General features: G+C 74.3%; 26 protein-coding genes. 8 read left to right on the plus strand and 18 right to left on the minus strand.

The features are described 5' to 3' along the window. Positions 1-42: 42 nt before the first annotated feature. A complete protein-coding gene (locus tag LPA27_RS03380; protein WP_416383226.1) occupies positions 43-1,422 on the minus strand; it encodes a GuaB1 family IMP dehydrogenase-related protein in 1,380 nt (459 codons plus the stop codon). Between the two features lie 118 nt (positions 1,423-1,540). Next, on the minus strand, positions 1,541-1,900 hold the full coding sequence (locus LPA27_RS03385; RefSeq protein WP_228941495.1) for an ankyrin repeat domain-containing protein: 360 nt from the start codon (positions 1,898-1,900) through the stop codon (positions 1,541-1,543). An 82-nt stretch (positions 1,901-1,982) separates the two neighbouring features. Here LPA27_RS03385 and galK point away from each other — a divergent pair, with 82 nt between their 5' ends. Continuing rightward, positions 1,983-3,161: a galactokinase gene (gene galK, locus LPA27_RS03390; RefSeq protein ID WP_228941496.1), complete on the plus strand. Its 1,179-nt coding sequence runs from the start codon at positions 1,983-1,985 to the stop codon at positions 3,159-3,161. Positions 3,162-3,210: 49 nt separating this feature from the next. On the opposite strand, the gene LPA27_RS03395 is transcribed toward galK, so the two are convergent. The 4 genes from LPA27_RS03395 to LPA27_RS03410 all read right to left on the minus strand — a co-directional run bounded on the left by LPA27_RS03395 (position 3,211) and on the right by LPA27_RS03410 (position 8,620). After that, complete coding sequence (locus tag LPA27_RS03395; RefSeq protein WP_228941497.1) at positions 3,211-4,545, minus strand: DUF2252 domain-containing protein; 1,335 nt, start codon at positions 4,543-4,545, stop codon at positions 3,211-3,213. 101 nt (positions 4,546-4,646) lie between these two features. Then, positions 4,647-5,903: a hypothetical protein gene (locus LPA27_RS03400; RefSeq protein WP_228941498.1), complete on the minus strand. Its 1,257-nt coding sequence runs from the start codon at positions 5,901-5,903 to the stop codon at positions 4,647-4,649. Positions 5,904-6,044: 141 nt separating this feature from the next. Continuing rightward, the gene (locus LPA27_RS03405; protein ID WP_056904027.1) at positions 6,045-7,256 is read right to left on the minus strand and encodes an acyl-CoA dehydrogenase family protein; all 1,212 of its coding nucleotides are present in this window, start codon (positions 7,254-7,256) and stop codon (positions 6,045-6,047) included. Beyond that, positions 7,256-8,620, minus strand: coding sequence for an acyl-CoA dehydrogenase family protein (locus tag LPA27_RS03410; protein ID WP_082500274.1), 1,365 nt, complete (start codon positions 8,618-8,620; stop codon positions 7,256-7,258). The genes LPA27_RS03405 and LPA27_RS03410 overlap by 1 nt, the downstream gene beginning before the upstream one ends. A 105-nt stretch (positions 8,621-8,725) precedes the next feature. Between LPA27_RS03410 and def the strand changes: the two genes are divergently transcribed. Continuing rightward, positions 8,726-9,325, plus strand: coding sequence for a peptide deformylase (gene def, locus LPA27_RS03415; RefSeq protein WP_056904026.1), 600 nt, complete (start codon positions 8,726-8,728; stop codon positions 9,323-9,325). 46 nt (positions 9,326-9,371) lie between these two features. Here the strand turns inward: def and LPA27_RS03420 are convergent, their stop codons facing one another. Next, positions 9,372-10,178 (minus strand): TrmH family RNA methyltransferase, encoded by an 807-nt coding sequence (locus LPA27_RS03420; protein WP_056864386.1) that lies wholly within the window; start codon positions 10,176-10,178, stop codon positions 9,372-9,374. Continuing rightward, complete coding sequence (gene cobA / locus LPA27_RS03425) at positions 10,178-11,470, minus strand: uroporphyrinogen-III C-methyltransferase (protein ID WP_228941499.1); 1,293 nt, start codon at positions 11,468-11,470, stop codon at positions 10,178-10,180. Before cobA ends, LPA27_RS03420 begins: the two co-directional genes overlap by 1 nt. Positions 11,471-11,591: 121 nt before the next feature. Between cobA and LPA27_RS03430 the strand changes: the two genes are divergently transcribed. Next, on the plus strand, positions 11,592-12,119 hold the full coding sequence (locus tag LPA27_RS03430) for a YbhB/YbcL family Raf kinase inhibitor-like protein (protein ID WP_228941500.1): 528 nt from the start codon (positions 11,592-11,594) through the stop codon (positions 12,117-12,119). Between the two features lie 90 nt (positions 12,120-12,209). On the opposite strand, the gene LPA27_RS03435 is transcribed toward LPA27_RS03430, so the two are convergent. Further along, positions 12,210-12,848 (minus strand): FMN reductase, encoded by a 639-nt coding sequence (locus tag LPA27_RS03435; protein WP_228941501.1) that lies wholly within the window; start codon positions 12,846-12,848, stop codon positions 12,210-12,212. Beyond that, positions 12,845-14,035, minus strand: coding sequence for a CE1758 family FMN-dependent luciferase-like monooxygenase (locus LPA27_RS03440; protein WP_228941502.1), 1,191 nt, complete (start codon positions 14,033-14,035; stop codon positions 12,845-12,847). Before LPA27_RS03440 ends, LPA27_RS03435 begins: the two co-directional genes overlap by 4 nt. Positions 14,036-14,135: 100 nt before the next feature. Here LPA27_RS03440 and LPA27_RS03445 point away from each other — a divergent pair, with 100 nt between their 5' ends. Beyond that, positions 14,136-14,759 (plus strand): hypothetical protein, encoded by a 624-nt coding sequence (locus tag LPA27_RS03445; RefSeq protein WP_228941503.1) that lies wholly within the window; start codon positions 14,136-14,138, stop codon positions 14,757-14,759. A 12-nt stretch (positions 14,760-14,771) separates the two neighbouring features. Here LPA27_RS03445 and LPA27_RS03450 read toward each other — a convergent pair whose 3' ends face one another. The 4 genes from LPA27_RS03450 to LPA27_RS03465 all read right to left on the minus strand — a co-directional run bounded on the left by LPA27_RS03450 (position 14,772) and on the right by LPA27_RS03465 (position 18,765). Continuing rightward, complete coding sequence (locus tag LPA27_RS03450; RefSeq protein WP_228941504.1) at positions 14,772-15,383, minus strand: class F sortase; 612 nt, start codon at positions 15,381-15,383, stop codon at positions 14,772-14,774. Between the two features lie 37 nt (positions 15,384-15,420). Next, positions 15,421-16,560 (minus strand): hypothetical protein, encoded by a 1,140-nt coding sequence (locus LPA27_RS03455; RefSeq protein WP_228941505.1) that lies wholly within the window; start codon positions 16,558-16,560, stop codon positions 15,421-15,423. A 225-nt stretch (positions 16,561-16,785) separates the two neighbouring features. Further along, positions 16,786-17,640, minus strand: a complete 855-nt coding sequence (locus LPA27_RS03460; RefSeq protein ID WP_228941506.1) for an Fpg/Nei family DNA glycosylase — start codon at positions 17,638-17,640, stop codon at positions 16,786-16,788. Positions 17,641-17,700: 60 nt separating this feature from the next. Continuing rightward, positions 17,701-18,765, minus strand: coding sequence for a PP2C family protein-serine/threonine phosphatase (locus LPA27_RS03465; RefSeq protein WP_228941507.1), 1,065 nt, complete (start codon positions 18,763-18,765; stop codon positions 17,701-17,703). A gap of 167 nt (positions 18,766-18,932) precedes the next feature. Here LPA27_RS03465 and LPA27_RS03470 point away from each other — a divergent pair, with 167 nt between their 5' ends. Then, complete coding sequence (locus LPA27_RS03470) at positions 18,933-20,459, plus strand: catalase (protein WP_228941508.1); 1,527 nt, start codon at positions 18,933-18,935, stop codon at positions 20,457-20,459. Between the two features lie 141 nt (positions 20,460-20,600). Continuing rightward, positions 20,601-21,434, plus strand: coding sequence for a glycerophosphodiester phosphodiesterase (locus tag LPA27_RS03475; RefSeq protein WP_228941509.1), 834 nt, complete (start codon positions 20,601-20,603; stop codon positions 21,432-21,434). 31 nt (positions 21,435-21,465) lie between these two features. On the opposite strand, the gene LPA27_RS03480 is transcribed toward LPA27_RS03475, so the two are convergent. From LPA27_RS03480 to LPA27_RS03495, 4 genes are all read right to left on the minus strand, one after another. Then, the gene (locus tag LPA27_RS03480) at positions 21,466-22,230 is read right to left on the minus strand and encodes a sulfite exporter TauE/SafE family protein (protein ID WP_228941510.1); all 765 of its coding nucleotides are present in this window, start codon (positions 22,228-22,230) and stop codon (positions 21,466-21,468) included. Continuing rightward, positions 22,227-23,402 (minus strand): SPFH domain-containing protein, encoded by a 1,176-nt coding sequence (locus tag LPA27_RS03485; RefSeq protein ID WP_056864376.1) that lies wholly within the window; start codon positions 23,400-23,402, stop codon positions 22,227-22,229. The genes LPA27_RS03480 and LPA27_RS03485 overlap by 4 nt, the downstream gene beginning before the upstream one ends. 86 nt (positions 23,403-23,488) lie before the next feature. Beyond that, positions 23,489-23,950 carry an NfeD family protein gene (locus LPA27_RS03490; protein ID WP_056864375.1) on the minus strand — a complete coding sequence of 154 codons (462 nt, stop codon included), beginning with the start codon at positions 23,948-23,950 and terminating at the stop codon, positions 23,489-23,491. Positions 23,951-23,985: 35 nt separating this feature from the next. Continuing rightward, entirely contained in the window at positions 23,986-24,783 is a 798-nt protein-coding gene (locus LPA27_RS03495; protein ID WP_056864374.1) for an ABC transporter ATP-binding protein, read from the minus strand. A 51-nt stretch (positions 24,784-24,834) separates the two neighbouring features. On the opposite strand from LPA27_RS03495, the gene LPA27_RS03500 reads away from it, so the two are divergent. Together LPA27_RS03500 and serB are read left to right on the plus strand one after the other, a co-directional pair. Continuing rightward, entirely contained in the window at positions 24,835-25,602 is a 768-nt protein-coding gene (locus tag LPA27_RS03500) for a hypothetical protein (protein ID WP_228941511.1), read from the plus strand. Between the two features lie 30 nt (positions 25,603-25,632). After that, a complete protein-coding gene (gene serB / locus LPA27_RS03505; protein ID WP_056864373.1) occupies positions 25,633-26,847 on the plus strand; it encodes a phosphoserine phosphatase SerB in 1,215 nt (404 codons plus the stop codon). Positions 26,848-26,872 lie beyond the last annotated feature (25 nt).

Consider the following 26,872-nt stretch of genomic DNA (forward strand, 5'->3'; position numbering starts at 1 on the left):
CGGCACCCGCGGCACGACGAGGGCGTCAGGGGCGCCCGCAGGTCACCAGCTGGTGGCCAGCGGGCGCCCCTCGGCGTATCCCGAGGCCGACTGCACGCCGATGACCGCGCGCTCACGCAGCTCGGCCAGCGACGCGGCCCCGGCGTAGGTGCACGCCGAGCGCACGCCCGAGCAGATCTGGTCGATGAGGTCCTCCACCCCCGGACGGGCCGGGTCGAGGTACATCCGCGAGGAGGAGATGCCCTCCTCGTAGAGCCCCTTGCGGGCGCGGTCGAAGGCCGACTCGGTCGAGGTGCGGTGGGCCACGGCGCGCGCGGAGGCCATGCCGAAGGAGACCTTGTAGGCCCGGCCGTCGGAGTCGGTCACCAGGTCGCCCGGCGACTCGTGGGTGCCGGCGAACCAGGAGCCGATCATCACGCTCGAGGCGCCGGCCGCCAGCGCCAGCGCCACGTCGCGCGGGTGGCGTACGCCGCCGTCGGCCCACACCCGGGCCCCCAGGCCGCGCGCGGCCGCCGAGCAGTCGAGCACCGCGCTCAGCTGCGGGCGCCCCACCCCGGTCATCATCCGGGTGGTGCACATGGCGCCGGGACCCACACCGACCTTGACGACGTCGGCGCCGGCCTCGACCAGCGCCCGGGTGCCCTCAGCCGACACCACGTTGCCGGCCACCACCGGCACCTGCGGTGAGAGCGCCCGCACGGCGCGCAGCGCGTCGACCATGCGGTCCTGGTGGCCGTGGGCGGTGTCGACGACGAGGCAGTCCACGCCCGCGGCCAGCAGGTCGGCGGCCTTGCCGGCCACGTCGCCGTTGACGCCGACGGCCGCGGCGATCCGCAGACCGCCAGTCGCGTCCACGGCCGGGGTGTAGACGGTGGCGCGCAGCGCCCCGGTGCGGGTGAGCACGCCGGCGAGGGTGCCGTCGGGGTGCACCGCGACGGCCACGGCCGCGCGGGCCCGGTCGATGGCGTCGAAGGCCGCACGCGGGTCACTGCCCGCGGCGATGGTGACCGGCTCGGTGTTCATCACGTCGCCCACCTGGGCGAAGCGGTCGACGTCGGTGCAGTCGGCCTCCGAGACGACACCCACGGGACGCCCGTCCTCGACCACGACGGCGGCGCGGTGCGCGCGCTTGGGGATCAGCGACAGCGCCTCGGCCACCGTCTGGTGGCGCCCGAGCACGATGGGGGTGTCGAGCACGTGGTGGCGCTCCTTGACGTAGCGCACCACGTCGGCCACCACCGGGATCGGGATGTCCTGGGGCACGACCACGAGACCGCCGCGACGTGCCACGGTCTCGGCCATCCGCTTGCCGGCGATGGCGGTCATGTTGGCGACCACCAGCGGCAGGGTGGCGCCGGTGCCGTCGTCGGTGGCGAGGTCGACGTCGTAGCGGCTGGCCACCGCCGAGGAGCGGGGCACCATGAAGACGTCGTCGTAGGTCAGGTCGTACGGCGGAGCCGCGTCGGAGAGGAAGCGCACGGGGCGCGATGCTACGCGCCGGTGCCGACGACGGGTCCGGGACCGGGCGCGGTGCGGGCCCCTACCCGAGGTCGCGGCCGAACATCTCGGCCGTGGCCCGCGCGGTGGGGCTCCCGGCGTCCAGGTCGGCCCCGAGGGCGAGCAGGGCCGCGACCACGTCGTCCTCGCCCTTGAACACCGCCCCGGCGAGGGGGGACTGACCCCGGTCGTTGAGCCGGTCCACGTCGGCACCCCGAGCGGCCAGGGCCGAGGTCGTGACCGCGTGGCCGTGGTAGGCGGCGAGCATGAGCAGGGTGTTGCCCGCGGCGTCGGTGAGGTCAACCGGCACGCCGGCCTCGACGTAGGCCACCAGGCGCTCGGTGTGGCCCTCGCGGGCCAGGTCGAACATCTGGTGGGCCAGGTCGATCAGCTGCTCGTCCATCGAGCCAGTATGTCGCGCAGCCCCGGGGACCGGGCCGGCGAGGGGTCACCGGACATGTTTGCGCTCCCATAGGCTGACGCCCATGTCGTTCCTGGACCCCGGCGCCCCCGAGGCGCTCGCCACGACCCTCACGGCCGCGTTCACCGCTCGCTTCGGCGCGGAGCCGACGGTGGTCGCCCGCGCGCCCGGCCGGGTCAACCTCATCGGTGAGCACACCGACTACAACGCCGGCCTCGTGCTCCCGGTGGCCCTGCCCCACGCCACCTACGCCGCGGTGCGGCCCCGCGAGGACGGCCGGCTGCGGGTCGGCAGCCTGCAGGCCGAGGGGCTGTGGGAGGGCCGCCTGGCCGACCTGGGTCCCGACCTCGACGCCGGCTGGGCCGGCTACGCCGTGGGCGTGGTGTGGGCGCTGGGCCGCGACGGCCTCGACGTCACGGGCCTCGACGTCCTCGTCGACTCCACCGTGCCCCTCGGCGCCGGGCTGTCGAGCTCGGCGGCACTGGAGTGCTCGGTGGGGGCAGCGGCGCTGTCGCTCCTCGGGGTGAGCCTCGACCCCGAGGGCGCACGACGCCTGGTCGCCGCGGCCATCAGCGCCGAGACCGAGGTCGTCGGCGCCCCGACCGGAGGCATGGACCAGACCGTCTCGGTCCACGCCGCCGCGGGCACGGCGCTGCTCGTCGACTTCGCCGACGGCTCGACCCGCGACGTCGCCCTCCCCCTGGCCGCGGCCGACCTCGTGCTGCTGGTCACCGACACGCGGGTCAGCCACGCGCTCGTCGACGGCGGCTACGCCTCGCGCCGCGCCGACTGCGAGGAGGCCGCGCGCCGCCTCGGCGTGCCCACGCTGCGCGAGACCACCGCGGAGGCCGTGGAGCTCCTCGACGACGAGCGGCTGCGCCGACGCGCGCGCCACGTCGTCACCGAGATCGCCCGGGTCACCGAGGTGGTCGACGCCCTCGCCGCGGGCGACTGGGGTCAGGTCGGACGCTGCTTCCTGGCCTCCCACGTCTCGATGCGCGACGACTTCGAGATCTCCTGCCCCGAGCTCGACGCCGCGGTCGAGACCGCGGTGCAGGCCGGTGCGCTGGCCGCGCGGATGACCGGTGGCGGCTTCGGAGGCTCGAGCGTGGCCGTGGTGCCCGCCGACCGTGTCGAGGCCGTCGCCCGCGCGATCGACGCCCGCTTCGTGGCCGACGGCTTCCGGGCGCCGGCCCACCTGGTGGCCACGCCGTCCGCCGGCGCCGGGATCGTCGCGCGCTGAACGACCGCGGCCCCGACGCCGACGGCGTCGGGGCGGACGCCGGGGCGGATCAGGTCGAGGAGACGCCGATCCGGCCCTCGCGGAAGGCCCGCACGAAGAGCTCGTGGTCGTCGCGCACCTGGTCGGCGTAGGACAGCCCGAAGTCGGTGACCCAGGAGGTGAACTCGCGGCGGCGGCCCTCGAGGCTGGCCGCGATCGCCTCCTCGACCTGGAAGTCCACGAGGTCCTGGTCGCTGTCCTCGTCGGAGGCGCAGTGGATCTTGGCCGTGGCGCGACCCAGCAGGTCGACGACGTGCGCGATGTCGTCGGGCTCGGTGAGGTCGCGCCAGTCGAGGTCGACCTCGTAGGGCGAGACCTCGGCGACGACGTAGCCGGTGCCGTCGACCTCGGTGAACCCGAGCAGCGGGTCGGTGTGCACCTGCAGCGCGCGCTGGCTGACCACGGTGCGGTGGCCCTCGTGCCGGAAGTAGGACTCGACCGCGCTGGTGTCGACGAAGCGGCTGATCGCGGGCACGTTGGCCTGCTTCATCGACAGGATCACGTCGTTGTCGAGGGCCTGGCTGGCGCCCTCGATGAGCAGGTTGTAGGCAGGCAGACCGGCGCTGCCGATGCCGAAGCCCGACTTGCCGACGACGTCGCGCAGGTCGTAGAAGAGCGCCCGGTCGGAGCGGCGGTCCTCGGGGATGGACTCGAGGTAGAGCGCGTAGGCCCGCTCCACCTTGCGGCGCTCGGCCTGGCCGAGGCGGCGCACGGAGCGGTCGTCGAGAAAGACCCTGCTGCCCTCGGAGCGGTGGGTGTTGGCGTCGAGGAGCTCGGCGCGACGCTGCTGGCGCGCGTCGACCAGCGCGGCGTGGATCGGGCCCTCGGTGTTGTCGAGGTGCAGGGCGAAGTCGTCCTCGTCGCTGCGGCGGTACTCGTCGACCTGGGCGAGGTAGGCCCGCAGGTAGCGACCGATCAGGCGCCGCACGTCGTCCTCGGGCAGCGCCTTCTGCCAGCCGACCAGGGCGAGGGACGCCGCGAAGCGCTGCAGGTCCCACACGAAGCGCCCGAGGTAGGCCTCGTCGAAGTCGTTGACGTCGAAGACCAGGCGACCGTCGGAGTTGAGGTAGGTGCCGAAGTTCTCCACGTGCAGGTCGCCGTGGACCCAGATCCGGCCGCTGCGCTCGTCGCTGAAGGGGTCGCCCCCGTGCTCGCCGTCGCCGGTGACGTCGGCGTAGAACAGGCACGCCGTGCCGCGGTAGAAGGCGTGCGGGTCGGAGGCCATCTTGCGGTACTTCCCGCGGAACGCGGTCGGGTCGGCCTTCATGAGCGGCGCGAAGGCGTCGCCCAGGGTCGAGACGATCAGGTCGGTACGGCGCTCTGCGCCGGCGTCGGTCGGAGCCATGGGTGCAGTCTGCCCGTCGGGCGGTCGCCCGCGGGGTGAGGCGAGGGTGGTCGGATGGCGGTATACCGGACGGTAACCGCACGACCGACACCACAGGAGGCTCACGTGGCCCGCAAGAAGCTCGGCAAGATCAAGGACCTCACCGGCGAGGTGACGAGCGCAGCCGCGGGTGCGGCGGCCGGCGCCGCCGGCGGCGTGAAAGATGCCGTGAAGGGAGTGGCCAAGCTGCCGCTCGACGTGGCCGGCAAGGCCGCCGGAACCGTCACGTCTCTGGTGCCCGGACGCAAGGGCGCGGCCGGCACTGCGCCCGCCCCCACCGAGGCGGCGGCCCCCGCACCGACCTCGGCGCCCGCCGGACCCGCCCCGACCCCCGCGGCCTCGGGCAAGGTCGCCGGCGACCCGGTCGCGCCGGCCGCGAAGGCCCCCGCCGCGAGGACGCCGGCGGGGAAGGCCGACACGAAGAAGACTGCCACGAAGAAAAGTGCAGCGGGGAAGACCGCCGCCACGAAGGCTTCCGCGAGGCCGACATCGTCGACGAAGGCCGCCGTGCCCGACCCGGCGGCCCCGGCGACAAAGGCCCCCGCGAAGAAGACCCCCACCGCAAAGGCTTCCGCGAGGCCGACAGCGTCGACGAAGGCCGCCGTGCCCGACCCGGCGGCCCCGGCGACAAAGGCCCCCGCGACAAAGGCCCCCGCGAAGAAGACCACCGCGAAGAAGACCACCACCGCGAACGCGGCCGCCACGACGTCCGACACTCCGGCAGCCCCGGCCACGAAGGCCCCGGCGAAGAAGGCCCCGGCCAAGAAGGCCGCGAAGACTGCGGCCTCGGCGGCTCCCGAGACCTCGATCGATGCCGCAGCCGACCCCGAGCACGTCGACGCGACTCCGGCCGACGTGGCCAGGACGGCCTCGATGGGGGCCGGCGCGACGCCCACCGAGATCCCGGCCGACGGCCCGGGCGACAGGCTGCCCACGCGCGCGGCGACCCAGGAGGAGTCACCCGCGACGACGGCTCCCGCGAAGAAGGCCCCGGCCACGAAGACCGCCCCCGCGAAGAAGGCCCCGGCCACGAAGACCGCCCCCGCGAAGAAGGCCCCGGCCACGAAGTCCGCGGCGAAGAAGGCCGGGGCCACGAAGTCCGCGGCGAAGAAGGCCGGGGAGGGGAAGGCCGGGGAGGGGAAGGCCGGGGAGGGGAAGGCCGGAGCGGGGAAGGCCGCTGCCCCGCAGACGTCGACAGCCACGAAGTCGGCGGCCACGCCGGCCTCCGCCGACGCCGCCGCCGGCGCGGTGCCGAGCCCTGCGGTGGTCGCGGAGGCCATCGACCACGCGCCGCCGAAGACCGCCGACGCGCCGGTCACCGACGAGGGCTCGTCCGGGTCGTCCGCCTCCTGAGCCAGCACGGCCCGTAACGCACGGAGGCCGCGCACCGTCGATCCCCCCTCGACCGGTGCGCGGCCTCCGCTGTGTCCCCGCACCACCGTGGCGTCGCGGGGACAGGCTCACTTCAGCTCTGCGCTGCTCAGCCCCAGGACCCGGCGGGCCACGATGAGCTGCTGGATCTGCTGCGTGCCCTCGAAGATGTCGAGGATCTTGGAGTCGCGCGACCACTTCTCGAGCAGCTCGGCCTCGCTGTAGCCGATGGATCCGGCCAGCTCGACACAGCTCAGCGTGATGTCGGAGCCCACCCGGCCCGCCTTGGCCTTGGCCATCGACGCCTCCAGGCTGTTGGGCTCGCGGTTGTCGGCCATCCAGGCCGCCTGGAGGGTGAGCAGGCGCGCGCCCTCCCAGTCGGCCTCCATCTGGAGGAACTTCGCCGCGGCGGCCGACTGGGTGACGGCGGGGCGGTCGTAGTCGATGACGACGCCGGCCTGCTCGAGCAGGTCGCGCGTCAGGTCGAGCGAGGCCTTGGCGCAGCCGATCGCCATCGCCGCGACGAGCGGGCGGGTGTTGTCGAAGGTCGCCATGGCGCCGGCGAAGCCCTGCTTGACGTCGACCTCCGGAGAGCCCAGGAGGTTCTCCTTCGGCACCCGGCAGTTCTCGAAGATGATCGTCGCGGTGTCGGAGGCGCGGATCCCGAGCTTGTGCTCGAGCCGGTCGACGCGCATGCCCGGGGTGCCCTTGGGCACCACGAAGGACTTGATCGCGGCCCGGCCCAGGTCGCGGTCGAGGGTCGCCCAGACCACGATGTGGTCGGCGCGGCCACCGGCGGTGACGTAGATCTTCTCGCCGTTCAGGACGTACTCGTCGCCGTCGAGGACGGCGGTCGTCTTGATGTTGGCCGAGTCGGAGCCGGTGCCGGGCTCGGTGATGGCCATGCCGGCCCAGACGCCGTCAAAACGCTCGAGCTGCTCGTCGTCGGCGACGCTGGCGATGGCGGAGTTGCCGAGACCCTGGCGGGGCATCGACAGCAGCAGTCCCACGTCGCCCCAGCACATCTCCTGGATCGACATGACCGAGGCCAGGTTGGTGCCGTTCTTGACGCCGGCCTTCTCCTCCTTCTCGTCGCGGCGCACGCCCGAGGCCCCGGCGCCGGAGCTCGCGCCCGACTCGGAGAGACCGTCGATCATCGCCGCGAGCATGTCGAGCTCCTGGGGGTACTCGTGCTCGGCGCGGTCGTACTTGCGCGAGATGGGTCGCAGCATGTTCATGGCGACCTGGTGGGCCTGGCTGGCCAGCGGGCGCAGCTTCTTGGGGTCGTCGAGGTTGATCATCAGACCAGCACGCTTCCTTCCATGACGCCGACCGCGCGGAGGTCGCGGTACCAGCGCTCGACGGGGTGTTCCTTGACGAAGCCGTGACCACCGAGCAGCTGCACGCCGTCGAGGCCGATCTGCATGCCCCGGTCGCTGCACGAGCGGCGGGCCAGCGCGACCTCGCGGGTGAAGTCCTTGCCCGCGGCGGCGCGTGCGGCGGCCTTGTAGGTGAGCAGGCGCATGGCCTGGAGCTCGATGGCGATGTTGGCGACCATGAAGGCCACCGACTGGCGGTGGGCGATCGGCTCGCCGAAGGCCTCGCGCTCCTTGACGTAGGGCGTGACGTAGTCGAGCACGGCCTGGCCGGTGCCCACGGCGAGGGCGCACCAGGCGAGGCGGGACAGACGCACGCACTCGGTGTAGGTGGAGCCGTCGGCGGAGCCCAGCAGGGCGCCGGCCGGCACGGAGACCCCGGACAGGCTCAGCCGGGTGAGGGAGGCGGCGCGCACGCCCATGGAGGGGTCGGCCTCGACGGCGAGGCCGTCGGCCGAGGACTCCACGAGGAAGAGGGCCGGCTTGCCCTCCAGCGACGCGCCCACCACGAAGAGCTCGGCCTCGGCGCCACGCACCACGGCGCTCTTGACGCCGTCGAGCACGAAGCCCTCGCCGCTGCGGCGCGCCGTCGTGCTCGGCGAGAGCACGTCGAAGAGCACGGCGGGCTCGGTGAGGGCCAGGGCGGCGGCGGGCACCTCGTCGCCGGCGAAGGCGGGCAGGTAGGTCTGCTGCTGCTCCTCGCTGCCCCACAGACCGAGTGCGGTCGCGACCGCTCCGGGGGCGAGCGCGGCCACGGCCAGGCCCATGTCGCCCTTCGCGAGCGCCTCGGCCACGAGGGTGCCGGCCATCGCCGAGCGCTCCTCGGAGATGCCGCCCAGCGACTCGGGCACGCCGAGGATCGGCAGGCCGATCTCGAGGCTTGCCTTGAGCACCGGCTCGGGGGCCGCGCAGGCGTCGTCGGCCTCGGTGGCGGCCGGGCGCAGCACCTCCGCGGCGTACTCCGAGACGACGTCGACGAGCATCTGCTCGTCCTCGGTCGGGGTGAGGTCGAAGACGCCCTTCGGTGCGGCCGCCGGCACCCGCACGCCCGGCGTCGCACGGGAGCCGGCCCGGGCGAAGGTGCGACTGGCCGCGGTGGCGGTCTTGAAGCCGTTGCGGGTGGCGGTGAAGACCGCCTGCTCGGCGGGCCGGCGCAGACCGATGCGGTCGATCAGGTCGCTCTGCGCCAGCTTGTTGAGGGCGGCCACGGCGAGGCCGATGGGGTCGCGCGACTCCTGGGAGGAGACGCCGTGCTTCCCCCCGGGTCGCAAGCTCTTGGTCAGGTCCATGCGCCAAATGTAACTGGCAGTTACACCCAGCGCTACACCTCGTCCCATGCGACCGGTCACACGCGGTTTCCGCTCCCCCGGGCCCTCGCTCCTAGGATCGAGGCCATGTCCGAGCAGACCGCCCCGCCCGAGCACGCACCCTTCGGCCCCCTGCCCACCGGAGGCACCGTCCGGCCCGTCACGCGCTGGGGCACGCCGGTCATGCACCGCCCCCAGCAGGCCGTCACGTCCTTCGACGAGGACCTGCGCGCGCTCGTGGCCGACATGGTCGCCACGATGTACGCCGCGGACGGCGTGGGCCTGGCCGCCTGCCAGATCGGCGAGGACGTGGCGGTCTTCGTCTTCGACTGCCCCGACGCCCGGGGCGAGCGCACCGTCGGCGTGGTGTGCAACCCCGAGGTGACGCTGCCCGAGGGGCGCGAGCGTCAGCTCGACGACTCCGACGAGGGCTGCCTCTCCTTCCCCGGCGCCTTCGTCGAGTGCGCCCGCCCCGACCTCGCCACCGTCACCGGCCAGGGTCTCGACGGCCGGCCCGTGACCTTCACCGGCGACGGCCTGCTCGCGCGGTGCCTGCAGCACGAGACCGACCACACCCGGGGCACCGTCTTCGGCGACCGGCTGCCCACCAAGGTGCGCAAGCGGCTCCAGAAGGAGCACGACCGGGCGGTCGAGGACTACCCCCTCGACTGGCCCGCCGGGTCCTGACGGCCCGCTCCCACCCAGGACGTCGGGTCCGGTCGGGTGGGCAGGGTCAGGAGCGGCGCGCCGTGACGTAGCAGGCCACGGCCGTGGCGGCGGCGACGTTGAGGGAGTCGATGCCGGCGGCCATGGGGATGACCGCGCGACGGTCGGCCGCACGCTCCCACCGCGGCGAGAGCCCGTGCCCCTCGGAGCCGAGCACCAGCGCCACCTTGTCGAGCCCGGCCACCGCCTGCTCCACCTCCGTGGCGTCGTCGGCCAGCGTGAGGGCCACGGTGGTGAAGCCGAGCTCGGAGAGGCGCGGCAGCGCCGTGGCCCAGTCGTCGACCCGCGTCCAGGGCAGGGTGAAGACCGCACCCATGCCGACCTTGATCGAGCGGCGGTAGAGGGGGTCGGCGCAGCGCGGGGCCAGCAGCACCGCGTCGAAGCCGAGCGCGGCGCCGCAGCGGAAGATCGCGCCGACGTTGGTGTGGTCGACGAGGTCCTCCAGCACCAGGACCGAGCGCGCCCCGGCCACCACCGACTCGACGCTGGGCAGCGGACGCCGCTCGAGGGACGCCAGAGCGCCCCGGTGCACGTGGAATCCCGTGACCTGCTCGGCGAGGGCCTCCGACAGCACGTAGCAGGGCGCGTCGGTCGTCGCGAGGACGTCGCCGAGGCCCTCGAGCCACCGCGGCGCCATGAGGAAGGAGCGCGGCTCGAAGCCGGCCTCCACCGAGCGCCGCACCACCTTCTCGCCCTCGGCGAGGAAGAGGCCGTGCTCGGCCTCGAGCGCCTTGCGCAGCTCGACGTCGCGCAGGTCGCGGTAGTCGACCAGCCGCGGGTCGGCCGGGTCCTCGATCTCGACCAGCGTGGCCATCAGACCAGGCCGTCGCCGCGCGGCGGCACCGTGTGGGCGTCGGGCCGGTCGAGCACGAGGGGCACGTCGGGGTAGGCCTCGGGGTGCGCCACGGCCACGACCGGGCCGATGACGATGATCGCGGGCGGCTTGACCTCCTGCGCGGCCAGGTCGGCGGCCAGGGTCCCCAGGCGGCTCAGCACGGTGCGCTCCCCCGGCATCGTGCCGTCGCACACGACGGCGACGGGCGTGCGGGGGTCGCGGCCGCCGTCGACCATGGCGGCGGCGATCGCCCCGGCGTTCTGCACGGCCATGAGCGCGACGACCGTGCCGTGCAGGCGGGCCAGGGCCTTCCAGTCGGTGAGCGACTCGGGGTGCCCGGGCGGCAGGTGGCCGGAGACGACGGTGAACTCGTGGGCGACCCCGCGGTGGGTCACCGGGATGCCCGCGACGGCCGGCACGGCGATGGAGCTGCTGAGACCCGGGATGACCCGCACCGGCACGCCGGCCTCGCGGCAGGCGATGACCTCTTCGTAGCCGCGGCCGAAGACGAAGTTGTCGCCGCCCTTGAAGCGGGCGACCCGCTGCCCGGCGAGGGCCCGCTCGACGATGACCCGGTTGATCTCCTCCTGCGCGGCCGCGCGGCCGCGGGGCAGCTTGGTGACGTCGATGAGCTCCACGTCGGGCGGCAGGTCGCCGAGCAGCTCGCGGGGGGCGAGCCGGTCGGCCACGACCACGTCGGCCTCCATCAGCGCCTTGCGCCCGGCCACCGAGACCAGGTCGGGGTCCCCCGGCCCGCCGCCGACCAGGACGACGCCCGGGGTGCGCTCGCCGCGCTCGTGCACCGCGCCGAGGGTGCCGGCCTGGAGCGCCTCGACGATCTCGTCGCGCACCAGCGCCGAGCGGCGGGGCTGGCGCTGCCCCAGCACCGCCACGGTCACGCCGTCGTGGCGACCGACCGCCGGCGTCCAGGCCGTGGCCTGCATGGCGTCGTCGGCGCGCACGCAGAAGACCCGGCGGGCCTCCGCCGCGGCGGAGACCCGCTCGTTGACGGCCTGGTCGTCGGTGGCGGCCACGGCGTACCAGGTGTCGTCGAGGTCGGCGTCGTCGAAGCCCCGGGCGTGCCAGGTGACCTCCCCGCCGCCGACGAGCCCCTCGATCGCGGGGGTCACGTCGGGCGAGACGACGACGACCCGGGCGCCGACGGCGATGAGCAGCGGGATGCGTCGCTGGGCGACGTGCCCGCCCCCCACGACGACGACGCGCCGATCGTGCAGGCGCAGGCCGGAGAGGTAGGTCGGGAAGTCGTCCACGCGCCCATTGTCGCCGCTCCCCCCTCCGGGCTGGTGACCTGGGTTCGGGGCCGGACTAGGTTGAACATCGAACGACTCCTGTGGAACAGCCGCAGGTGCGCCTACTGATGGGAGACGACGCATGTCCCTGGACCGACCGGTGAGCCCGGACCCCTACGAGCTGCTGCCGAAGGTGCCGTCCTTCACGGTGACCAGCGACGACGTGACGCAGGGCGCCCCGCTGAAGGACGACCAGGTGGCCTCCGCCGGGGACTCCTCGCCGCACCTGTCGTGGGAGCAGGGGCCCGAGGGCACCAAGAGCTACACCATCACCTGCTTCGACCCCGACGCCCCGACCCCGTCGGGCTTCTGGCACTGGGTGCTCGTCGACCTCCCCGCCGACTGCACCGAGCTGCCCGCCGGGATCGGTCGCGAGGGCGCGGAGCTGCCCGGCTCGGCCTTCATGTGCCGCAACGACGCGGGCACCAAGGCCTTCACCGGCGCCGCCCCGCCGCAGGGCGACCAGGTGCACCGCTACTACTTCGTGGTGCACGCGGTGACCGAGGAGAGCCTCGGCGTCGACTCCGACGCCAGCGCGACCGTGGTCTCGTTCAACCTCGCGTTCAAGACCGCCGGGCGGGCCATCGTGCAGGGCACCTACCAGCACTGAGCCTGCGCGTCCGCACCGCACGGCCCCGCGGCCCCGCCGCGGGGCCGTGCGGCGTCCCGCGTGGCCGGCGGGTCGCCCACGGGCGGCCGGTCAGCCGCCGGGCAGCTGGCCGGCGGCACGCAGCCGCTCGACGAAGGGCACCGGGTCGACCAGCTCGTCGCGGCGCCGGGGCACGGCTCGGAGCCCGCGCCGGGGCGAGACCAGGCCCGCGAGCTGACCTGCCGCGCGCTCCACGCGCTGCTGCAGGTCCGGCGACCCGAAGTCCTCGCTCGCGGCGAACACCCCCGTCGGCACGACCACGGCGCGCAGGTAGCCGAAGAGCGGACGCAGCGCGTGGTCGAGCACCAGCGAGTGACGCGGCGTGCCGGCCGTGGCCGCCACGAGCACCGGGGTGCCCTCCAGCAGGTCGGGCTCGAGCACGTCGAAGAAGGTCTTGAAGAGCCCGGAGTACGACGCCGCGAAGACCGGCGTGACGACGATCAGGGCGTCGGCACCGCCGACGGCGTCGATCGCGGCGCCGAGCTCGTCGCCGGCGAACCCGGCGAGCAGGCGGTCGGCCAGCGCGTGGGCCAGCGGCCGCAGCTCGACGACCGTCACCTCCACCGGCCCCTCGCCCCCCTCCCCGAGCGCCTCGACGGTGGCCCCCGCGAGCCGGTCGGCCAGGAGCCGGGTCGACGACGGCACCGACAGACCGGCGCTGACGACCACCAGGCGCGTCGCCCGGCTCACGCCGACACCTCCTCGCGGGCCGGCTCGCCCGCGGGCGAGGCGGCCGCCACCCGCGCGGCGTGGGTGGGCGCGTCGGGCACGCCCGGGGCCCGCATCGCGGCGTAGCCGGCCCGCAGGTCGGGCAGGATCTCACCGAGCAGGTCGAGCTGCTCGAGCACGTCGTCGAGCGGCAGGCCGGCGTGGTCGAGCAGGAAGAGCTGGCGCTGGTAGTCGCCGACGTACTCCCGGAAGCCCAGGGTGCGCTCCAGCACCTGCTGCGGCGACCCGACGGTGAGGGGGGTCTGCGCGGTGAAGTCCTCCAGCGAGGGGCCGTGCCCGTAGACCGGGGCGTTGTCGAAGTACGGCCGGAACCGCCGCACCGCGTCCTGGCTGCGTCGGGCCATGAAGGCCTGGCCGCCGAGGCCCACGATCGCCTGGTCGGCGCGGCCGTGGCCGTAGTGCTCGAAGCGTCGGCGGTAGAGCGAGACCATCTGGCGGGTGTGGGAGGCGGGCCAGAAGATGTGGTTGGAGAAGAACCCGTCGCCGTAGTAGGCCGCCTGCTCGGCGATCTCGGGGCTGCGGATCGAGCCGTGCCACACGAAGGGCGCCACGCCGTCGAGCGGACGGGGCGTGGCGGTGAAGCCCTGCAGCGGGGTGCGGTGGCGGCCCTGCCAGTCGACGACGTCCTCACGCCACAGCCGGTGCAGGAGCGCGTAGTTCTCCACCGCGAGCTCGATGCCGTCGCGCACGTCCTTGCCGAACCACGGGTAGACCGGGCCGGTGTTGCCGCGCCCGAGCATGAGGTCCATGCGTCCGTCGGTGAGGTGCTGCAGCGTCGCGTAGTCCTCGGCGATGCGCACCGGGTCGGTCGTCGTGATCAGCGTCGTCGACGTCGACAGCAGGATCCGCTCGGTCTGGGCGGCGATGTAGGCCATCGTGGTCGTCGGCGAGGAGGCCACGAAGGGCGGGTTGTGGTGCTGGCCCACGGCCACCACGTCGACCCCGACCTCCTCGGCCTTGCGCGCGATCCGCACCTGGGCCTTGATCCGCTCGTGCTCGGTGGGGGTCCGGCCCGTGGTGGGGTCGGCGGTGACGTCGCCGACGCTGAAGAGGCCGATCTGGACCTGGGGCTGGACCTGGGGCTGGACCTGGGACTGGACCTGGGACTGGACCTGGGACTGGACCTGGGACTGGACCTGGGACTGCATGGCGGGGGCTCCTGACCTGCTGGTGCCGCGAGATAGTTGAAATGCGTACTGAGTATCCCAACCCATGCGCCCAGCGCGCTATTCCGGCCAGGATGCCGTCATGCCAGCCGCCACCACGCCCACCACGACACCCGTCCCCGGCCCCGGCCCCGGCCACCGCCGTCTGCTGCCGGTGCTCGTGCTGCTGCTCACGGTGGGGCAGCTGGCGGTGGCCCAGTGGGTGCCCGGGATCGAGCGCTTCGAGGGCAAGGCCTTCGGTGCACGGCTGCTGGCCTACCCCGTGCTGATGCTGGTGGTGCCGGCCGCCTGGTGGCTCGCCTCCCGCCGCCGCCCCGCCGCCGACCGGGCGTCTGCGCCGTACGCCGCGACGACGCTGGTGATGCTGCCCTTCCTGGTCGACGTCACGGGCAACAGCCTCGACCTCTACGACGCCGTCGTGTGGTGGGACGACGCCAACCACCTCGCCAACTGGGCCCTGCTGTGCGGTGGCCTGGGCCTCCTGGTCGCCCCCACGCTGCCGCGCGGCTGGCAGGTCGTGCTCGTGGTCACCGGGATCGGAGCGGTGCTGGCCATCGCGTGGGAGGCCGGGGAGTGGCTCACCTTCATCCGCCACGGCACCGAGGCCGCCACGGCCTACGAGGACACCCTCGCCGACGAGGTGCTCGGCACGCTGGGTGCCCTCCTGGCCGGGCTCGTGCTGGCGGCGGTACGCCGATCTCGCTGAGGCCCCGGGGCCTCACGGGGTGGCGGTCGGCTCCGCGACGACGACCACGTTGGCGAGGTAGCGCGACCCGTCCCAGTCCTCGCACGTCAGCAGGACCAGACGACCCCGGGCCTCCTGGCTGAAGAGACGGGCCGACTCCCGCGCCAGGCGGCCCTTCTCGAAGACGCGCACGCTCGTCACCTCGTAGCGCAGGAGAGCGCGGTCGGTGCGCACGCGCACCGGTGCCCCACGTCGCAGCGTCTCCAGGTCGTCGAGGGCGCCACCCCCGGTGTGCACGGTGTGACCCGCCACCAGGGCGCTCCCGCGGGCGTCGCCCGGGCGGGCGCCGCCGGCCCACCAGCCGAGCCGGCGCGGGTCGCTCGGCGGCACGAGCACCCCACCGGGCGCCCGCACGGGCTCGACGGGTGCCGCGACGCCGAGCGCGGGCACGACCAGCTCGACGGGCGCCCCGGGGCGCCGGGGCGCCGGCACCGCCTCGCGCAGGGCCGGGGTCGCCGTCGGCGGGGAGGCCGAGCTGGCCGTGGTCGCCGCCGGTGGCGCGGACGGCACGGCCCGGGGAGCGGCCGTGACCCAGGCCGCCGCTCCCCCGCCCACGAGGACCAGGCCGGCGACCGCGAGGAGCACTCCTCCCCGGCTGCTGTCCCCCGACCGCGGCCGCGGGTCAGCCACGGGTGCGCGCACGGCGCTGCGTGACCACGCCTGCCGCGGCCAGCAGCACCCCGAGGCCGATGACGAGGAGCGGCAGCGGCGAGCGCACCCAGTCGACGGCGTCCGCGAGCACGCCCCCGTCCCCCGCGTCCACCGCGGACGGCACCGCGGAGGCGTCGGAGGTGTCGGGGGCCTCGTCGGCGGAGGTCGCCGTGGCCGTCCCCACGTCGGTGCCGGACGTCGCCGCGTCCGCGTCGGCGCTCAGCTCCGCGTCGAGGACCCCGGAGCCGGCCTCGGTGCTTCCCGCACCGCCCGAGGCGCCCTCGGAGCGCGCGGGCTCCTCGCACGGCTCGACCCAGAACACCTTGGTCTTGGTGTCGTTGCCCTGGGAGCCGGGCGTGGCCACCGTGAGCTTGACGTGGTAGCCCTGCTGCGGGTGCGGGTCGCCGGTGAACGACAGGGTGTAGGCCTGCGTGCCGTCGAGCCCGGTGTCGGTGCCGGCGCCCGACGCGGGGTCCCCGCCCACGGGCACCTGGAGCGGCCCGTCGACCTCGAGGCCGACGTCGCCGGTGGGGGCCTGCATCGCGAAGCCCACCGACGACACGATGTCCTCGCCCTCGTCGAAGCCGTACCACTCCACCTGGAAGGTGCAACCGGGGTGCGGCGTGTTCTGCGGGATCGAGTCGATCTCGCCGAGCGGCGCGATCTTCACCGTGCCGTTGTTGCCGGCAGGGTCCTCGCCCTGCGGAGAGGTGCCGCCCGCTCCGTCTCCGGGGCCCTGGCCCGGGTCGGCGGCAGGACCCTTGCCGGGGTTCGCGCCGGGACCCTTGCCCGGGTTCGCGCCGGGTCCCTTGCCGGGGTTCGCGCCGGGACCCTTGCCCGGGTTCGCGCCAGGACCCTTGCCCGGGTTCGCGCCAGGACCCTTGCCCGGGTTCGCGCCGGAACCCTTGCCGGGTTTCGCACCGGGACCCTTGCCGGGCTTCGCGGGGGGCTTGGCGGCGAGGTCGGCCGTGGAGTCGGCGGAGGGGGCGGCTCGACCCGCGGCGTGCGCCGGGGCCAGGGCGCCGGCGCCGACCGGGACGAGCAGGAGGAGGCCGGTCGCGGCGAGGGCCAGGCCGCGCGTCGACGTGCGGGGGTGTGCGGGGGTGGGCATGAGACTCTCCTGAGGGGGAGCACCGAGGTGCGGTGTCGGAGGGAGCGGGTGGCCCCCGACGGGGGCCGCCCGGGTCCTGTACCGATCGGTAACCCGCCCGAAACAACCGTCTAGACCGGTGTGCCCGACCCCCAGGGACCGCGCTCGTCGTCCACACCCCGAGGGGCGGGACCGCCGGTGGTCCGCAGCACCTCGTGCCCGACGACCCTGAGGCCGCCCCGTCGCCTAGGCCTGCTCCTGCGGGCACCACCAGGTGGTGCGACCACCCACGGTGGCGCGTTGCATCTCGGCGCCGCACCGCGGGCAGTGCCCGCCGGCGTGGCGGTGCGCGACGACCTCCCCGGTGTGGACCCCGCCGAGCCGCAGCGCTCGTCGTACGCCGGAGCGCAGCGCCGCGTGCAGCTCGGTGAGCTCGTCGTGGTCGAGCTCGCCGGCCGGGCGGCGGGGGTCGAGGCGGGCCTGCCACAGCACCTCGTCGGCGAGCAGGTTGCCGATGCCCGCGAGCGTCCCCTGGTCGAGCAGCCGCGCCTTCAGCGGGGCCGTGCCGCGGCCCACGAGACGGCGGAAGTCGGCGACGCCGACCTCACCGGCGTCGGGGCCCAGCGCGTCGAGGTCGGGGTCGAGGCGCACGCGACCGAGGCGGCGCTTGTCGAAGAGCCGCAGCGAGCCGCCGTCGTCGAACTCCAGGGTGAAGCGGTACCACTCGGGCTTCTGCTGCCCCCGGTCGCCCGGACGCTCGGGGCCGGAGCCGACGTAGTCACCACCGGTGTCGGCCTCACGCCGGCCGGCCCCGTCGCCGCCGGCGGGCGAGACCAGGATGCGTCCGGCCATGCCCAGGTGGATGCCCAGGAGCGGGCCGGGGGTGCGTGAGCGGCCCGCCCCGGAGGTCTCGCACCACATCGCCTTGCCCCGGCGACGGGCCGCGGTCAGCCGCCGACCGACCAGGGCCGAGGCGATCTCGCCCGGGGCGTGCGGGCGGCACTCGTAGGAGTCGGTGTCGTCGACGGACACGATGCGCCGCCCCAGCGCCGAGCGCTCGATCACGGCGCGGGCGGACTCGACCTCGGGCAGCTCGGGCATGGGTCGAGTCTGGGTGCCCGGCCGGCGCCGCGGCCCACCCCTCGGGCCCGAGCCCGGTGGTCAGGAGCGGTCGAGGAGCAGCACGGCGCGGTCGTCGTCGCCGCGCTCCACCTGGCGCAGGATGCGCCGCGCCGCGCCCTCGAAGCCCGGGGCCACCGCCGAGGCCGCCGCGCGCCGCAGCCAGGCGATGCCCTCGTCGAGACCGACGTCGCGCGACTCGACGACGCCGTCGGTGTAGAAGAGCAGGGCGTCGCCCGGCCCGAGCACGCCCTCGCTGGCCTCCAGGTCGGGCCGGCGCAGGATGCCGAGGGCCATGCCCCGCGCGTTGTCGACCGTCCACTCCCCCTCACCCGCGCTCCAGCGCAGCGCCGGGGGGTGACCGGCGCTGAGCACGGAGTAGCGGCCCGTGCGCAGGTCGACGTAGACGTGGGCCGCGGTCGCGAAGGTCTCGTCGGACTCCTGTCGCAGCAGGAAGTCGTTGGCCGCGGCGAGCATGGCGCGGGGCGGCAGCGCGCCGATGAGACCGCCGAGGGCTCCGGCGAACTGCAGCGCGGCCGTGCCGGCGGCGACACCCTTGCCGCACACGTCGACCAGGATGAGCTCGAGGTGGTGCTCGTCCTCGCTGAGGTCGGCGACCATGAAGTCACCGGCGTAGCCGACCCCGTGGGCCGCCACCATGGCCGTCTGGCACCGCCACCCCTCGGGCAGCGGCGGCACGGTGCCCTGCGACTGGAGGCGGTCGCGCAGGTCGGAGAGCATCGCCTCGCCCAGCGGGCCCGGCAGACCGCTGCGCTGGAGGCTCGACTGGTAGAGCACCAGGGTCGAGGCCAGCACCAGGGCGACACAGCCCGAGGTCCGCACCGTGTCGAAGCCTCCGTCGAGCAGCACCGCCGCGACGGCGGCGCTCACCGTCCAGACCGTCAGCACCACCAGCGGGCGGAAGCGCAGCAGCAGCATGCCGAGCAGGACCCACACGAAGTAGGTGCTCAGCGGCACCAGCGTGTAGGCGGTGGTGGAGACCGCGAACGACGCCGCGACGAGCCCCATCAGCACGCCCAGCGCGGCGAGCTGGCTGCGCCCGGTGCCCGAGCGCCAGCCGGCGGCGAGGTCGTGGACGTCGGGCACGTGCGCAGCGTAGGTGACGGCGACCCCGCACCGCAGGAGAGCGCGCGCAGTCGGCCACCACGCTCACGACCACGCTCATGAGGGTGACTTCCTTGACTCGTTCCACATCCGCGACACGATGGGTGGACGCCTCGCGCGATCCGACCACCCCACGGGAGATGACACGCATGACCGAGACACTCGGCTCGATCCACGGCAACACCAGCGGATCCACCACCGGCACCGGCGCGCCCGCGCCGAGCGACCGCAACAGCCTGACGCTCGGTCCTGACGGGCCGATCCTCCTCCACGACCACCACTTCGTGGAGCAGATGGCCCACTTCAACCGTGAGCGCGTGCCGGAGCGCAACGTCCACGCCAAGGGCTCGGGTGCCTTCGGCACCTTCGAGGTCACCGCCGACGTGACGCAGTGGACCAAGGCCGCGATGTTCAAGCCCGGCACGTCGACCGACATGCTCGCGCGCTTCTCCACCGTCGCCGGCGAGATGGGCTCGCCCGACACCTGGCGCGACCCCCGCGGCTTCTCGCTGAAGTTCTACACCTCCGAGGGCAACTGGGACCTGGTCGGCAACAACACCCCGGTCTTCTTCATCCGCGACACGATGAAGTTCCCCCACTTCATCCGCAGCCAGAAGCGCCGCGGCGCCAACGGCCTGCGCGACAACGACATGCAGTGGGACTTCTGGACCCTCAACCCCGAGTCGGCCCACCAGGTCACCTGGCTCATGGGCGACCGCGGCGTGCCGCGCTCGTGGCGCCACATGCAGGGCTACGGCAGCCACACCTACCTCTGGTACAACGAGGCCGGCGAGAAGTTCTGGGTCAAGTTCCACTTCAAGTCCGACCAGGGCGTGGAGGGCCTGACCCAGGAGGACGCCAACCGGATCGCCGGTGAGGATGCCGACTTCCACCGCCGCGACCTCTTCGACTCCATCGACGCCGGCGAGTTCCCGTCGTGGACCCTGCACGTGCAGGTGATGCCCTACGACGAGGCGAAGACCTACCGCTTCAACCCCTTCGACCTCACCAAGGTGTGGCCGCACAGCGACTACCCGCTGCACGAGGTGGGCCGCATGACGCTGAACAAGAACCCGGAGAACCACTTCGCGCAGATCGAGCAGGCCGCCTTCGAGCCGTCGGCCATCGTGCCCGGCATCGGCTTCTCCCCCGACAAGATGCTGCTCGGCCGGGTCTTCGCCTACGCCGACACCCACCGCTACCGCATCGGCCCCAACTACCAGCAGCTGCCGGTGAACCGCCACCGCGTCGAGGGCGCCTACACCTACCAGTTCGACGGCCCGATGGCCTACGACCACACGGGCGACCGCTCCAAGTACGCCCCCAACACCTACGACGACCCCTACTCCGACCTCACCGGCCCGGCCGAGGACGGGTGGGAGGCCGACGGCGAGTTCGTGCGCCAGGCCTACACCCTGCGGGCCGAGGACGACGACTTCGGCCAGGCCGGCGCCCTCGTGCGCGAGGTCTGGGACGACGCCGCGCGCGAGCGCTTCGTCGGCAACGTCGCGGGCCACCTGCTCGGCGGGGTCAGCGAGCCCATCCTCGAGCGGGCCTTCGAGTACTGGAAGGCCGTCGACGCCGACACCGGCAAGCGCATCGAGGAGGCCGTGCGCGCCGAGCGCGGCGCCAACGACGTGGCGCCCCACCCGACGGAGCCGCTCCAGACGGTCTGACCCACCCCGAGGTCCCAGTCCCGAGGTCCCAGTCCCGAGGTCGCAGCCCCGCGGGGCGCGTGACCCACGACGCGACGACCCGCCCGGTCCGCCGGGCGGGTCGTCGCGCGTCCACCCGCCGGGGGATGTCAGGCTTGCCCGGTGAGGACCCGTGAGCCCGTGCTGGTCAGCGCCCACCGCTGCGGCGCCGGCGGGGACCGGGAGCTGGAGAACACCCGGCCCGCCCTCGAGCGGGCGCTGGCCCTCGACGTGGACTTCGTGGAGTTCGACGTGCAGCGCTGCGCCGACGGCACCCTCGTGCTCTTCCACGACGACTGGCTGTGGGTGGAGGGCCGCCGGCGCTGGGTCGGGGAGCTGACCTTCGAGGAGTTCGCGGCCCGCGCGCCGCACTTCCTGCGCTACGACGAGGTGCTCACCTCGCTGGTCGGGCGGGCCCGGGCTCACATCGACCTCAAGTTCACCTCGCCCTCGGCGGCCTACGGCCACCCCGCCGCGACCTACGAGGTGGCCGCCACCCGGATGGCCGTCGAGGTGCTGGGCGCTGAGAACCTCATCGTCACCACCCTCGACGACAAGGCCGTGCGCGCGGTGCGCGACTGGGCCGACGACACCGGCCACGACCTGCTGGTCGGTCTCTCGCTGGGCCGGCGCGTCGCGGGCCTGCCGTGGGCCCGGCAGGTGCGCATCCGGCTCTCCGAGCTGCGTCCGCGCACACGCTACGTGCGCTCGCGGGCCAACCTCGTGGTCGCCAAGCACACCATCGCCCGGTGCGGCGTCGCCGCCTTCGCCCGGCGCCGCGGCCTGCCGCTGCTGGTGTGGACCGTCGACACCGAGGAGTCGCTGCACTACTGGATGCGGCCCGGTCGCGCCTGGCTGGTGACCAGCAACGACCCGGCGCTGGCGATGGAGGTGCGCTCGGCGTACCCCCGGCGGCGGGCGGCCCGCGCCCGCGCCGGTCAGCGCCCCGCGTCCTGACCGCCCGCCCCTCCCCGTACGCCGGGGACGCTCAGGCGAGCAGCAGGGCGACGAGGGCGACGACGCCCACGACGGCGATGACGCCGCGCAGCGCCCACGGGGGCAGCCGGCGCCCGACCCGCGCGCCGAGCTGTCCGCCGATGGTCGAGCCCACGGCGAGCACGGCCACGATGCGCCAGTCGACGTCGGCGGCGACGACGAAGACCAGCCCGGCCACGGCGTTCACGATGGCGGCGAGCACGTTCTTGAGCGCGTTGAGCCGCTGCACGTCGTCGTCGACGCCGAGGCCGAGCACGCCCATGAGCAGCACGCCCTGGGCGGCACCGAAGTAGCCGCCGTAGACGCCGGTGCCGAGCACGGCGGGCCACACCCAGCGGGCGCGCGCCGGCCGCTCGGTGCCGGCGCGCTCGTGCCGGGCCGCGACCCGGCGGGCCAGGAGGGGCTGCACGACGACCAGCACCACGCCGAGGGCGATCAGCACCGGCACGATGGCCGAGAACGCGTCCTCGGGCAGCAGCAGGAGCGCCACCGCGCCCGCGGCACCGCCCAGCAGGGAGGCGAGCCCCAGCCGCAGCGCCCGGGCCCGCTGGCCGCGCAGCTCGCGGCGGTAGCCGATGGCCCCGGAGATCGACCCGGGCACCAGGCCGATGTTGTTGGAGACGTTGGCCGTCACGGGCGGCACGCCGAAGGCGAGCAGGGTCGGGAAGGTCACCAGCGTGCCGGAGCCGACGACGGTGTTGATGGTGCCGGCCGCGACCCCCGCCAGGAGGATCGCGGCCAGCTCGAAGGGCGTCACGACAGCGGGGGTGCCTCCGGCGCGGCCGGGGTCTCGGTCGGGACGTCGGCGGGGTTGCCGGACGACTGTCCGGGGGTCTGGGCGGTGGGCTCGTCGGTGGGCTGCGCCGCGCGCCTGCCGGTCTGCGCGGCGGCGTCGGCCTCCGCGATCGCGGCCTGGACGACGGGGTTGCTGCCCGACGCCGTCGACGCCGGGGTCGGCACCTGGGGCTCGCTGGGGCCCATGTCGACGCGCTTGAGCGGGCCGTCGACCTCGGTCGGGATCCCGCGCAGGTCGTTCATGGTCGAGCCGAGGCCCTCGAGGGCCTTGCCGATCTCGCTCGGCACGATCCAGACCTTGTTGGCGTCGCCCTCGGCGATCTTGGGCATCATCTGGAGGTACTGGTAGGCCAGCAGGGACTGGTCGGGCCGCCCGTCGTGGATGGCCTGGAAGACCGTCTGGATGGCCTGGCCCTCGCCCTGGGCACGCAGGATCGCGGCCTCGCGGTCGGCCTGGGCCCGCAGGATCTGCGACTCCCGGTCGCCCTCGGCCGAGAGGATGGCCGACTGCTTCTGGCCCTCCGCGGTGAGGATGGAGGCCTGGCGCTGGCCCTCGGCGGTGAGGATCGCGGCACGCTTGTCGCGGTCGGCGCGCATCTGCTTCTCCATCGTGTCCTTGATGGAGGCCGGCGGGTCGATGCTCTTGATCTCGACCCGTCCGACGCGGATGCCCCACTTGCCGGTGGCCTCGTCGAGCACGCCACGCAGCCCGGAGTTGATCGAGTCGCGGCTGGTGAGGGTCTGCTCGAGGTCCATGCCGCCGACGATGTTGCGCAGCGTGGTCTGGGTGATCTGCTCGACGGCCTGGATGTAGTTGGCGATCTCGTAGGTCGCCGCGACCGGGTCGATCACCTGGAAGTAGATGACGGTGTCGATGTCGACGGTGAGGTTGTCCTCGGTGATCACCGACGACGGCGGGAAGCTCACGACCTGCTCGCGCATGTCGATGAGGTAGCGCACCTTGTCGATGAAGGGCACGACGATGTTGAGGCCGGCGGGCAGCGTCTGCTTGTACTTGCCGAAGCGCTCGACGATGCCGGCGCGGGCCTGGGGCACGATGCGCACGGTCTTGGCGAGGATCACGACGACCAGCAGCAGCACGACCACCAGCAGGACGAGGAGTACGGGACCCATGGGGGCTCCTTCGGCTCGGGGCGGGTTGTGCTCGGGTGGGGCGTTGCGGGGAGGGACGTCCGGGGGGTGACGTCCGGGGACGGCGCTCAGCGGTCGAGCTGCGGCACCGGGTGGACGTAGGCCGTGGCGCCGCGGATCTCGAGCACCTCGACGGTGGCGCCGGGCTCGATGACCAGCGTCTCGTCGTAGGGAGCCGCGCTCCACTCGTCGCCGGCCAGCTTGACCCGACCCGGCTGGAGCCCCGAGATGGTCTGCAGCACCAGGCCCTGGGTGCCGACGAGGCGACCGTGGCTCATGCTCAGCTCGGGGCCGCTGTGCAGCTTCTTGACCAGCGGCGGGCGCACCAGCGTGAGCGTGCCGAGCGCGGTGGCCGCGGCGACCAGCACCTGCACGACCACGGGGGCGTCGAGGGCGGCTGCGGCGCCACCGCCGATGGCGCCGACGGCCAGCATGAGCAGCACCAGGTCGAGGCTGAACATCTCGGCCACGCCGAGGAGCGCCGCGACGCCCAGCCAGGCCGCCCACGCGTGCTCGCTCAGCCAGTCCATGGCCCGACCCTATCGGAGGGCTCTTTACCCGGGGCTCATCTGGCCCGGGTACGCCGCCGGGCGGCCCAGCGACCGTCGTCGCTGGTCGTCACGGTCAGCGGCATGCCGAAGGCCGTGGACAGGTTGTCCTCGGTGAGCACGTGCTCGAGCAGGCCGGCCTCCACCACCCGGCCCTGGCGCAGCAGCAGGGCGTGGGTGAAGCCCGGCGGGATCTCCTCGACGTGGTGGGAGACCAGCACCGTGGCCGGCGAGTCGGGGTCCATGGCGAGCACCGACAGCGTCGACACCAGGTCCTCCCGGCCGCCGAGGTCGAGCCCCGCGGCCGGCTCGTCGAGCAGCAGCAGCTCGGGGTCGGTCATCAGCGAGCGCGCGATCTGGACCCGCTTGCGCTCGCCCTCGCTCAGGGTGCCGAAGGTGCGGTCGGCCAGGTGGGTGGCGCCCAGCTCGGTGAGCAGGTCGGTGGCGCGCTGGTGGTCGAGCTCGTCGTAGGCCTCGCGCCAGCGCCCGAGCACGCCGTAGGAGGCCGAGACCACGACGTCGTGGACGCGCTCCGAGCGCGGGATCCGCTCGGCCAGCGCCGCGCTGGTCAGGCCGATGCGCGGTCGCAGCTCGAAGACGTCGACGGTGCCGAGCACCTCCTCGAGGATCCCCGCGACACCGGTGGTGGGATGCATCTGGGCGGAGGCGACCTGGAGCAGGGTGGTCTTGCCCGCGCCGTTGGGACCGAGCACGACCCAGCGCTCGTCCTCCTCCACCGTCCAGCTCACCGCGTCGAGCAGGGTGGCCTGGCCGCGGGTGACGGTCACGTCGGCGAACTCCAGCACTGCAGCCATGGCGTCACCCTATCCGTGCGCCTCCCCGGCCCCGGCGTAGCCTCGGGCGCCGTGAGCACCGACCTCCCCGTCTCCGCCCGCCTGGCCTGGTGGGGCACCGCCTGGCTGCGCGGCCAGGTGGTGACCGACCTGCTGCTCGACGCCGTCATCGGCGACGAGGCCACCCATGCCGTGGCGGGCCTGGGCCACCTCGGCCTCGGGGCTCCGGCCGGCACCTCTCCCGGCACCGGCACCGAGACGCTGCTGGGCGGCCTGGCCCGGCTGCGGGCCGAGGGCGCGACGTCGTTCGGGGCGGCCTTCCCCGTCGAGGGCGACCTCGTGGGCCTCGGCGGCCCCGCCGGCTTCAACACCGAGGCGGTCGAGGCCGGCGAGGCCGTCGTGGTCGCGGGCGCCGACGTGGGGCTGGTGCCCGTCACCGTGGGCGCGGCGACGACCTGGGTCGCCCACCGTGCCGTACGCCGGCAGCTGCCCGACGTCGGCGAGGCCGACCGGGCCCTGCGCCAGGAGCTGGTCTCGGCCGCCGACGCCCTGGCCCGGCTCGAGGTCGCCCGCTGGCGACCCGAGGTGGCCGACCACCTGATGAACCTGCGCCACCGGGCTCCGCTCAGCGCGCCCGACGGCGTGCCGGCCCGCTGCGTCGAGCTCGCGGCGCGCGGGCTCCAGGCCGTGGCGGTCGTCGACCTGGCCCTGGTCGACGACGGCGGGGCGATCAGTGCCGCGGAGGCGCAGGCGCGCCGCGACGCGCTGACGCCGCTGGAGCGGGCCGGGCGCCGGGCGCTGGTGGCGGCCTGCTCACCGGAGGTCTGGCCGCCGGCGTGAGGCCGCGGCTCCGCTAGCCTCGTGCCCGCCATGGACCAGACGCGCCCCGAGACCCTCCTGCTCACCCTCACCGGCCGCGACCGGCCCGGCGTCACGTCGGCGGTCTTCTCCACGCTCTCGCGCGCCGGCGTCGAGGTCGTCGACGTCGAGCAGATCGTCCTGCGCGGGCGGCTCGTGCTCGGCGTGCTCGTCACGGTGCCGCGCGACGCCCGCCGCCTGCGCGAGGCCGTCGAGCAGACCGCGCGCGGCCTCGACATGGACGTCGAGGTCGAGGAGGGCACCGGCGACAACCCCTCGCGCCGCTCCGGGCGCGTCCACGTCACGGTGATCGGCGCTCCGCTGCGGGCCACGGCCATGGCCGCCGTCGCCGGTCGCATCGCCGACTCCGGGGCCAACATCGACCGCATCGAGCGCATGGCGCGCTACCCCGTCACCGCCATCGAGCTGCACGTCTCGGGCGCCGACCCGCGGGCCCTGCGCACCGTGCTGGCCACGGAGGCCTCGCGCGAGGGCTTCGACGTCGCCGTGCAGCCGGCCGACATCCTGCGCCACGGCATGCGCCTGATCGTGATGGACGTCGACTCCACCCTCATCCAGGGCGAGGTGATCGAGATGATCGCGGCCCACGCGGGCTGCGAGGCCGAGGTGGCGGAGGTCACCGAGCGCGCCATGCGCGGCGAGCTCGACTTCGAGGAGTCGCTGCGCTCCCGGGTCGCGCTGCTCGAGGGCGTGCCGGAGACCGCCCTCGCCGAGGTCTACGAGGCCGTCGAGCTGGCTCCCGGCGCCCGGACGATGGTGCGCACCTTGCGCCGGCTCGGCTACCGCTTCGCGATCGTGTCCGGCGGCTTCACCCAGATCACCGACCGCCTGGCCGCCGAGCTCGGCATCCACTTCGCCCGGGCCAACGAGCTGGAGATCGTCGACGGTCGGCTCACCGGCCGCATCGTCGGGGCCGTGGTCGACCGGGCCGCCAAGGCGCAGGCGCTGCGGGAGTTCGCCGGGGAGGTCGGCGTCGACGTGGGCTCCACGATCGCCATCGGCGACGGGGCCAACGACCTCGACATGCTCGCCGCCGCCGGGCTGGGCATCGCCTACAACGCCAAGCCGATGGTGCGCGACGCCGCCGACACCGCGGTCAACGTGCCCTACCTCGACGCCATCATGTACCTGCTCGGCATCACCCGCGAGGAGGTCGAGGCGGCCGACGCCGCCGTCGGCATCGTCACCCCCGCTCCCCCGGTCTGAGCCCGCACCGGGAGGCGCCGCTGCC

It is taken from the genome of Nocardioides sp. Leaf374 (genome assembly GCF_916862475.1).
Lineage (GTDB): Bacteria > Actinomycetota > Actinomycetes > Propionibacteriales > Nocardioidaceae > Nocardioides > Nocardioides kribbensis.

Bases quoted from the DNA above. Each gene is read 5' to 3' on its own strand.
- LPA27_RS03380 (WP_416383226.1), bottom strand. From the start codon at position 1,422: ATGGTGCCCCGCTCCTCGGCGGTGGCCAGCCGCTACGACGTCGACCTC.
- LPA27_RS03385 (WP_228941495.1), bottom strand. From the start codon at position 1,900: ATGGACGAGCAGCTGATCGACCTGGCCCACCAGATGTTCGACCTGGCC.
- galK (WP_228941496.1), top strand. From the start codon at position 1,983: ATGTCGTTCCTGGACCCCGGCGCCCCCGAGGCGCTCGCCACGACCCTC.
- LPA27_RS03395 (WP_228941497.1), bottom strand. From the start codon at position 4,545: ATGGCTCCGACCGACGCCGGCGCAGAGCGCCGTACCGACCTGATCGTC.
- LPA27_RS03405 (WP_056904027.1), bottom strand. From the start codon at position 7,256: ATGATCAACCTCGACGACCCCAAGAAGCTGCGCCCGCTGGCCAGCCAG.
- LPA27_RS03410 (WP_082500274.1), bottom strand. From the start codon at position 8,620: ATGGACCTGACCAAGAGCTTGCGACCCGGGGGGAAGCACGGCGTCTCC.
- def (WP_056904026.1), top strand. From the start codon at position 8,726: ATGTCCGAGCAGACCGCCCCGCCCGAGCACGCACCCTTCGGCCCCCTG.
- LPA27_RS03420 (WP_056864386.1), bottom strand. From the start codon at position 10,178: ATGGCCACGCTGGTCGAGATCGAGGACCCGGCCGACCCGCGGCTGGTC.
- LPA27_RS03430 (WP_228941500.1), top strand. From the start codon at position 11,592: ATGTCCCTGGACCGACCGGTGAGCCCGGACCCCTACGAGCTGCTGCCG.
- LPA27_RS03440 (WP_228941502.1), bottom strand. From the start codon at position 14,035: ATGCAGTCCCAGGTCCAGTCCCAGGTCCAGTCCCAGGTCCAGTCCCAG.
- LPA27_RS03445 (WP_228941503.1), top strand. From the start codon at position 14,136: ATGCCAGCCGCCACCACGCCCACCACGACACCCGTCCCCGGCCCCGGC.
- LPA27_RS03455 (WP_228941505.1), bottom strand. From the start codon at position 16,560: ATGCCCACCCCCGCACACCCCCGCACGTCGACGCGCGGCCTGGCCCTC.
- LPA27_RS03460 (WP_228941506.1), bottom strand. From the start codon at position 17,640: ATGCCCGAGCTGCCCGAGGTCGAGTCCGCCCGCGCCGTGATCGAGCGC.
- LPA27_RS03470 (WP_228941508.1), top strand. From the start codon at position 18,933: ATGACCGAGACACTCGGCTCGATCCACGGCAACACCAGCGGATCCACC.
- LPA27_RS03485 (WP_056864376.1), bottom strand. From the start codon at position 23,402: ATGGGTCCCGTACTCCTCGTCCTGCTGGTGGTCGTGCTGCTGCTGGTC.
- LPA27_RS03490 (WP_056864375.1), bottom strand. From the start codon at position 23,950: ATGGACTGGCTGAGCGAGCACGCGTGGGCGGCCTGGCTGGGCGTCGCG.
- LPA27_RS03495 (WP_056864374.1), bottom strand. From the start codon at position 24,783: ATGGCTGCAGTGCTGGAGTTCGCCGACGTGACCGTCACCCGCGGCCAG.
- serB (WP_056864373.1), top strand. From the start codon at position 25,633: ATGGACCAGACGCGCCCCGAGACCCTCCTGCTCACCCTCACCGGCCGC.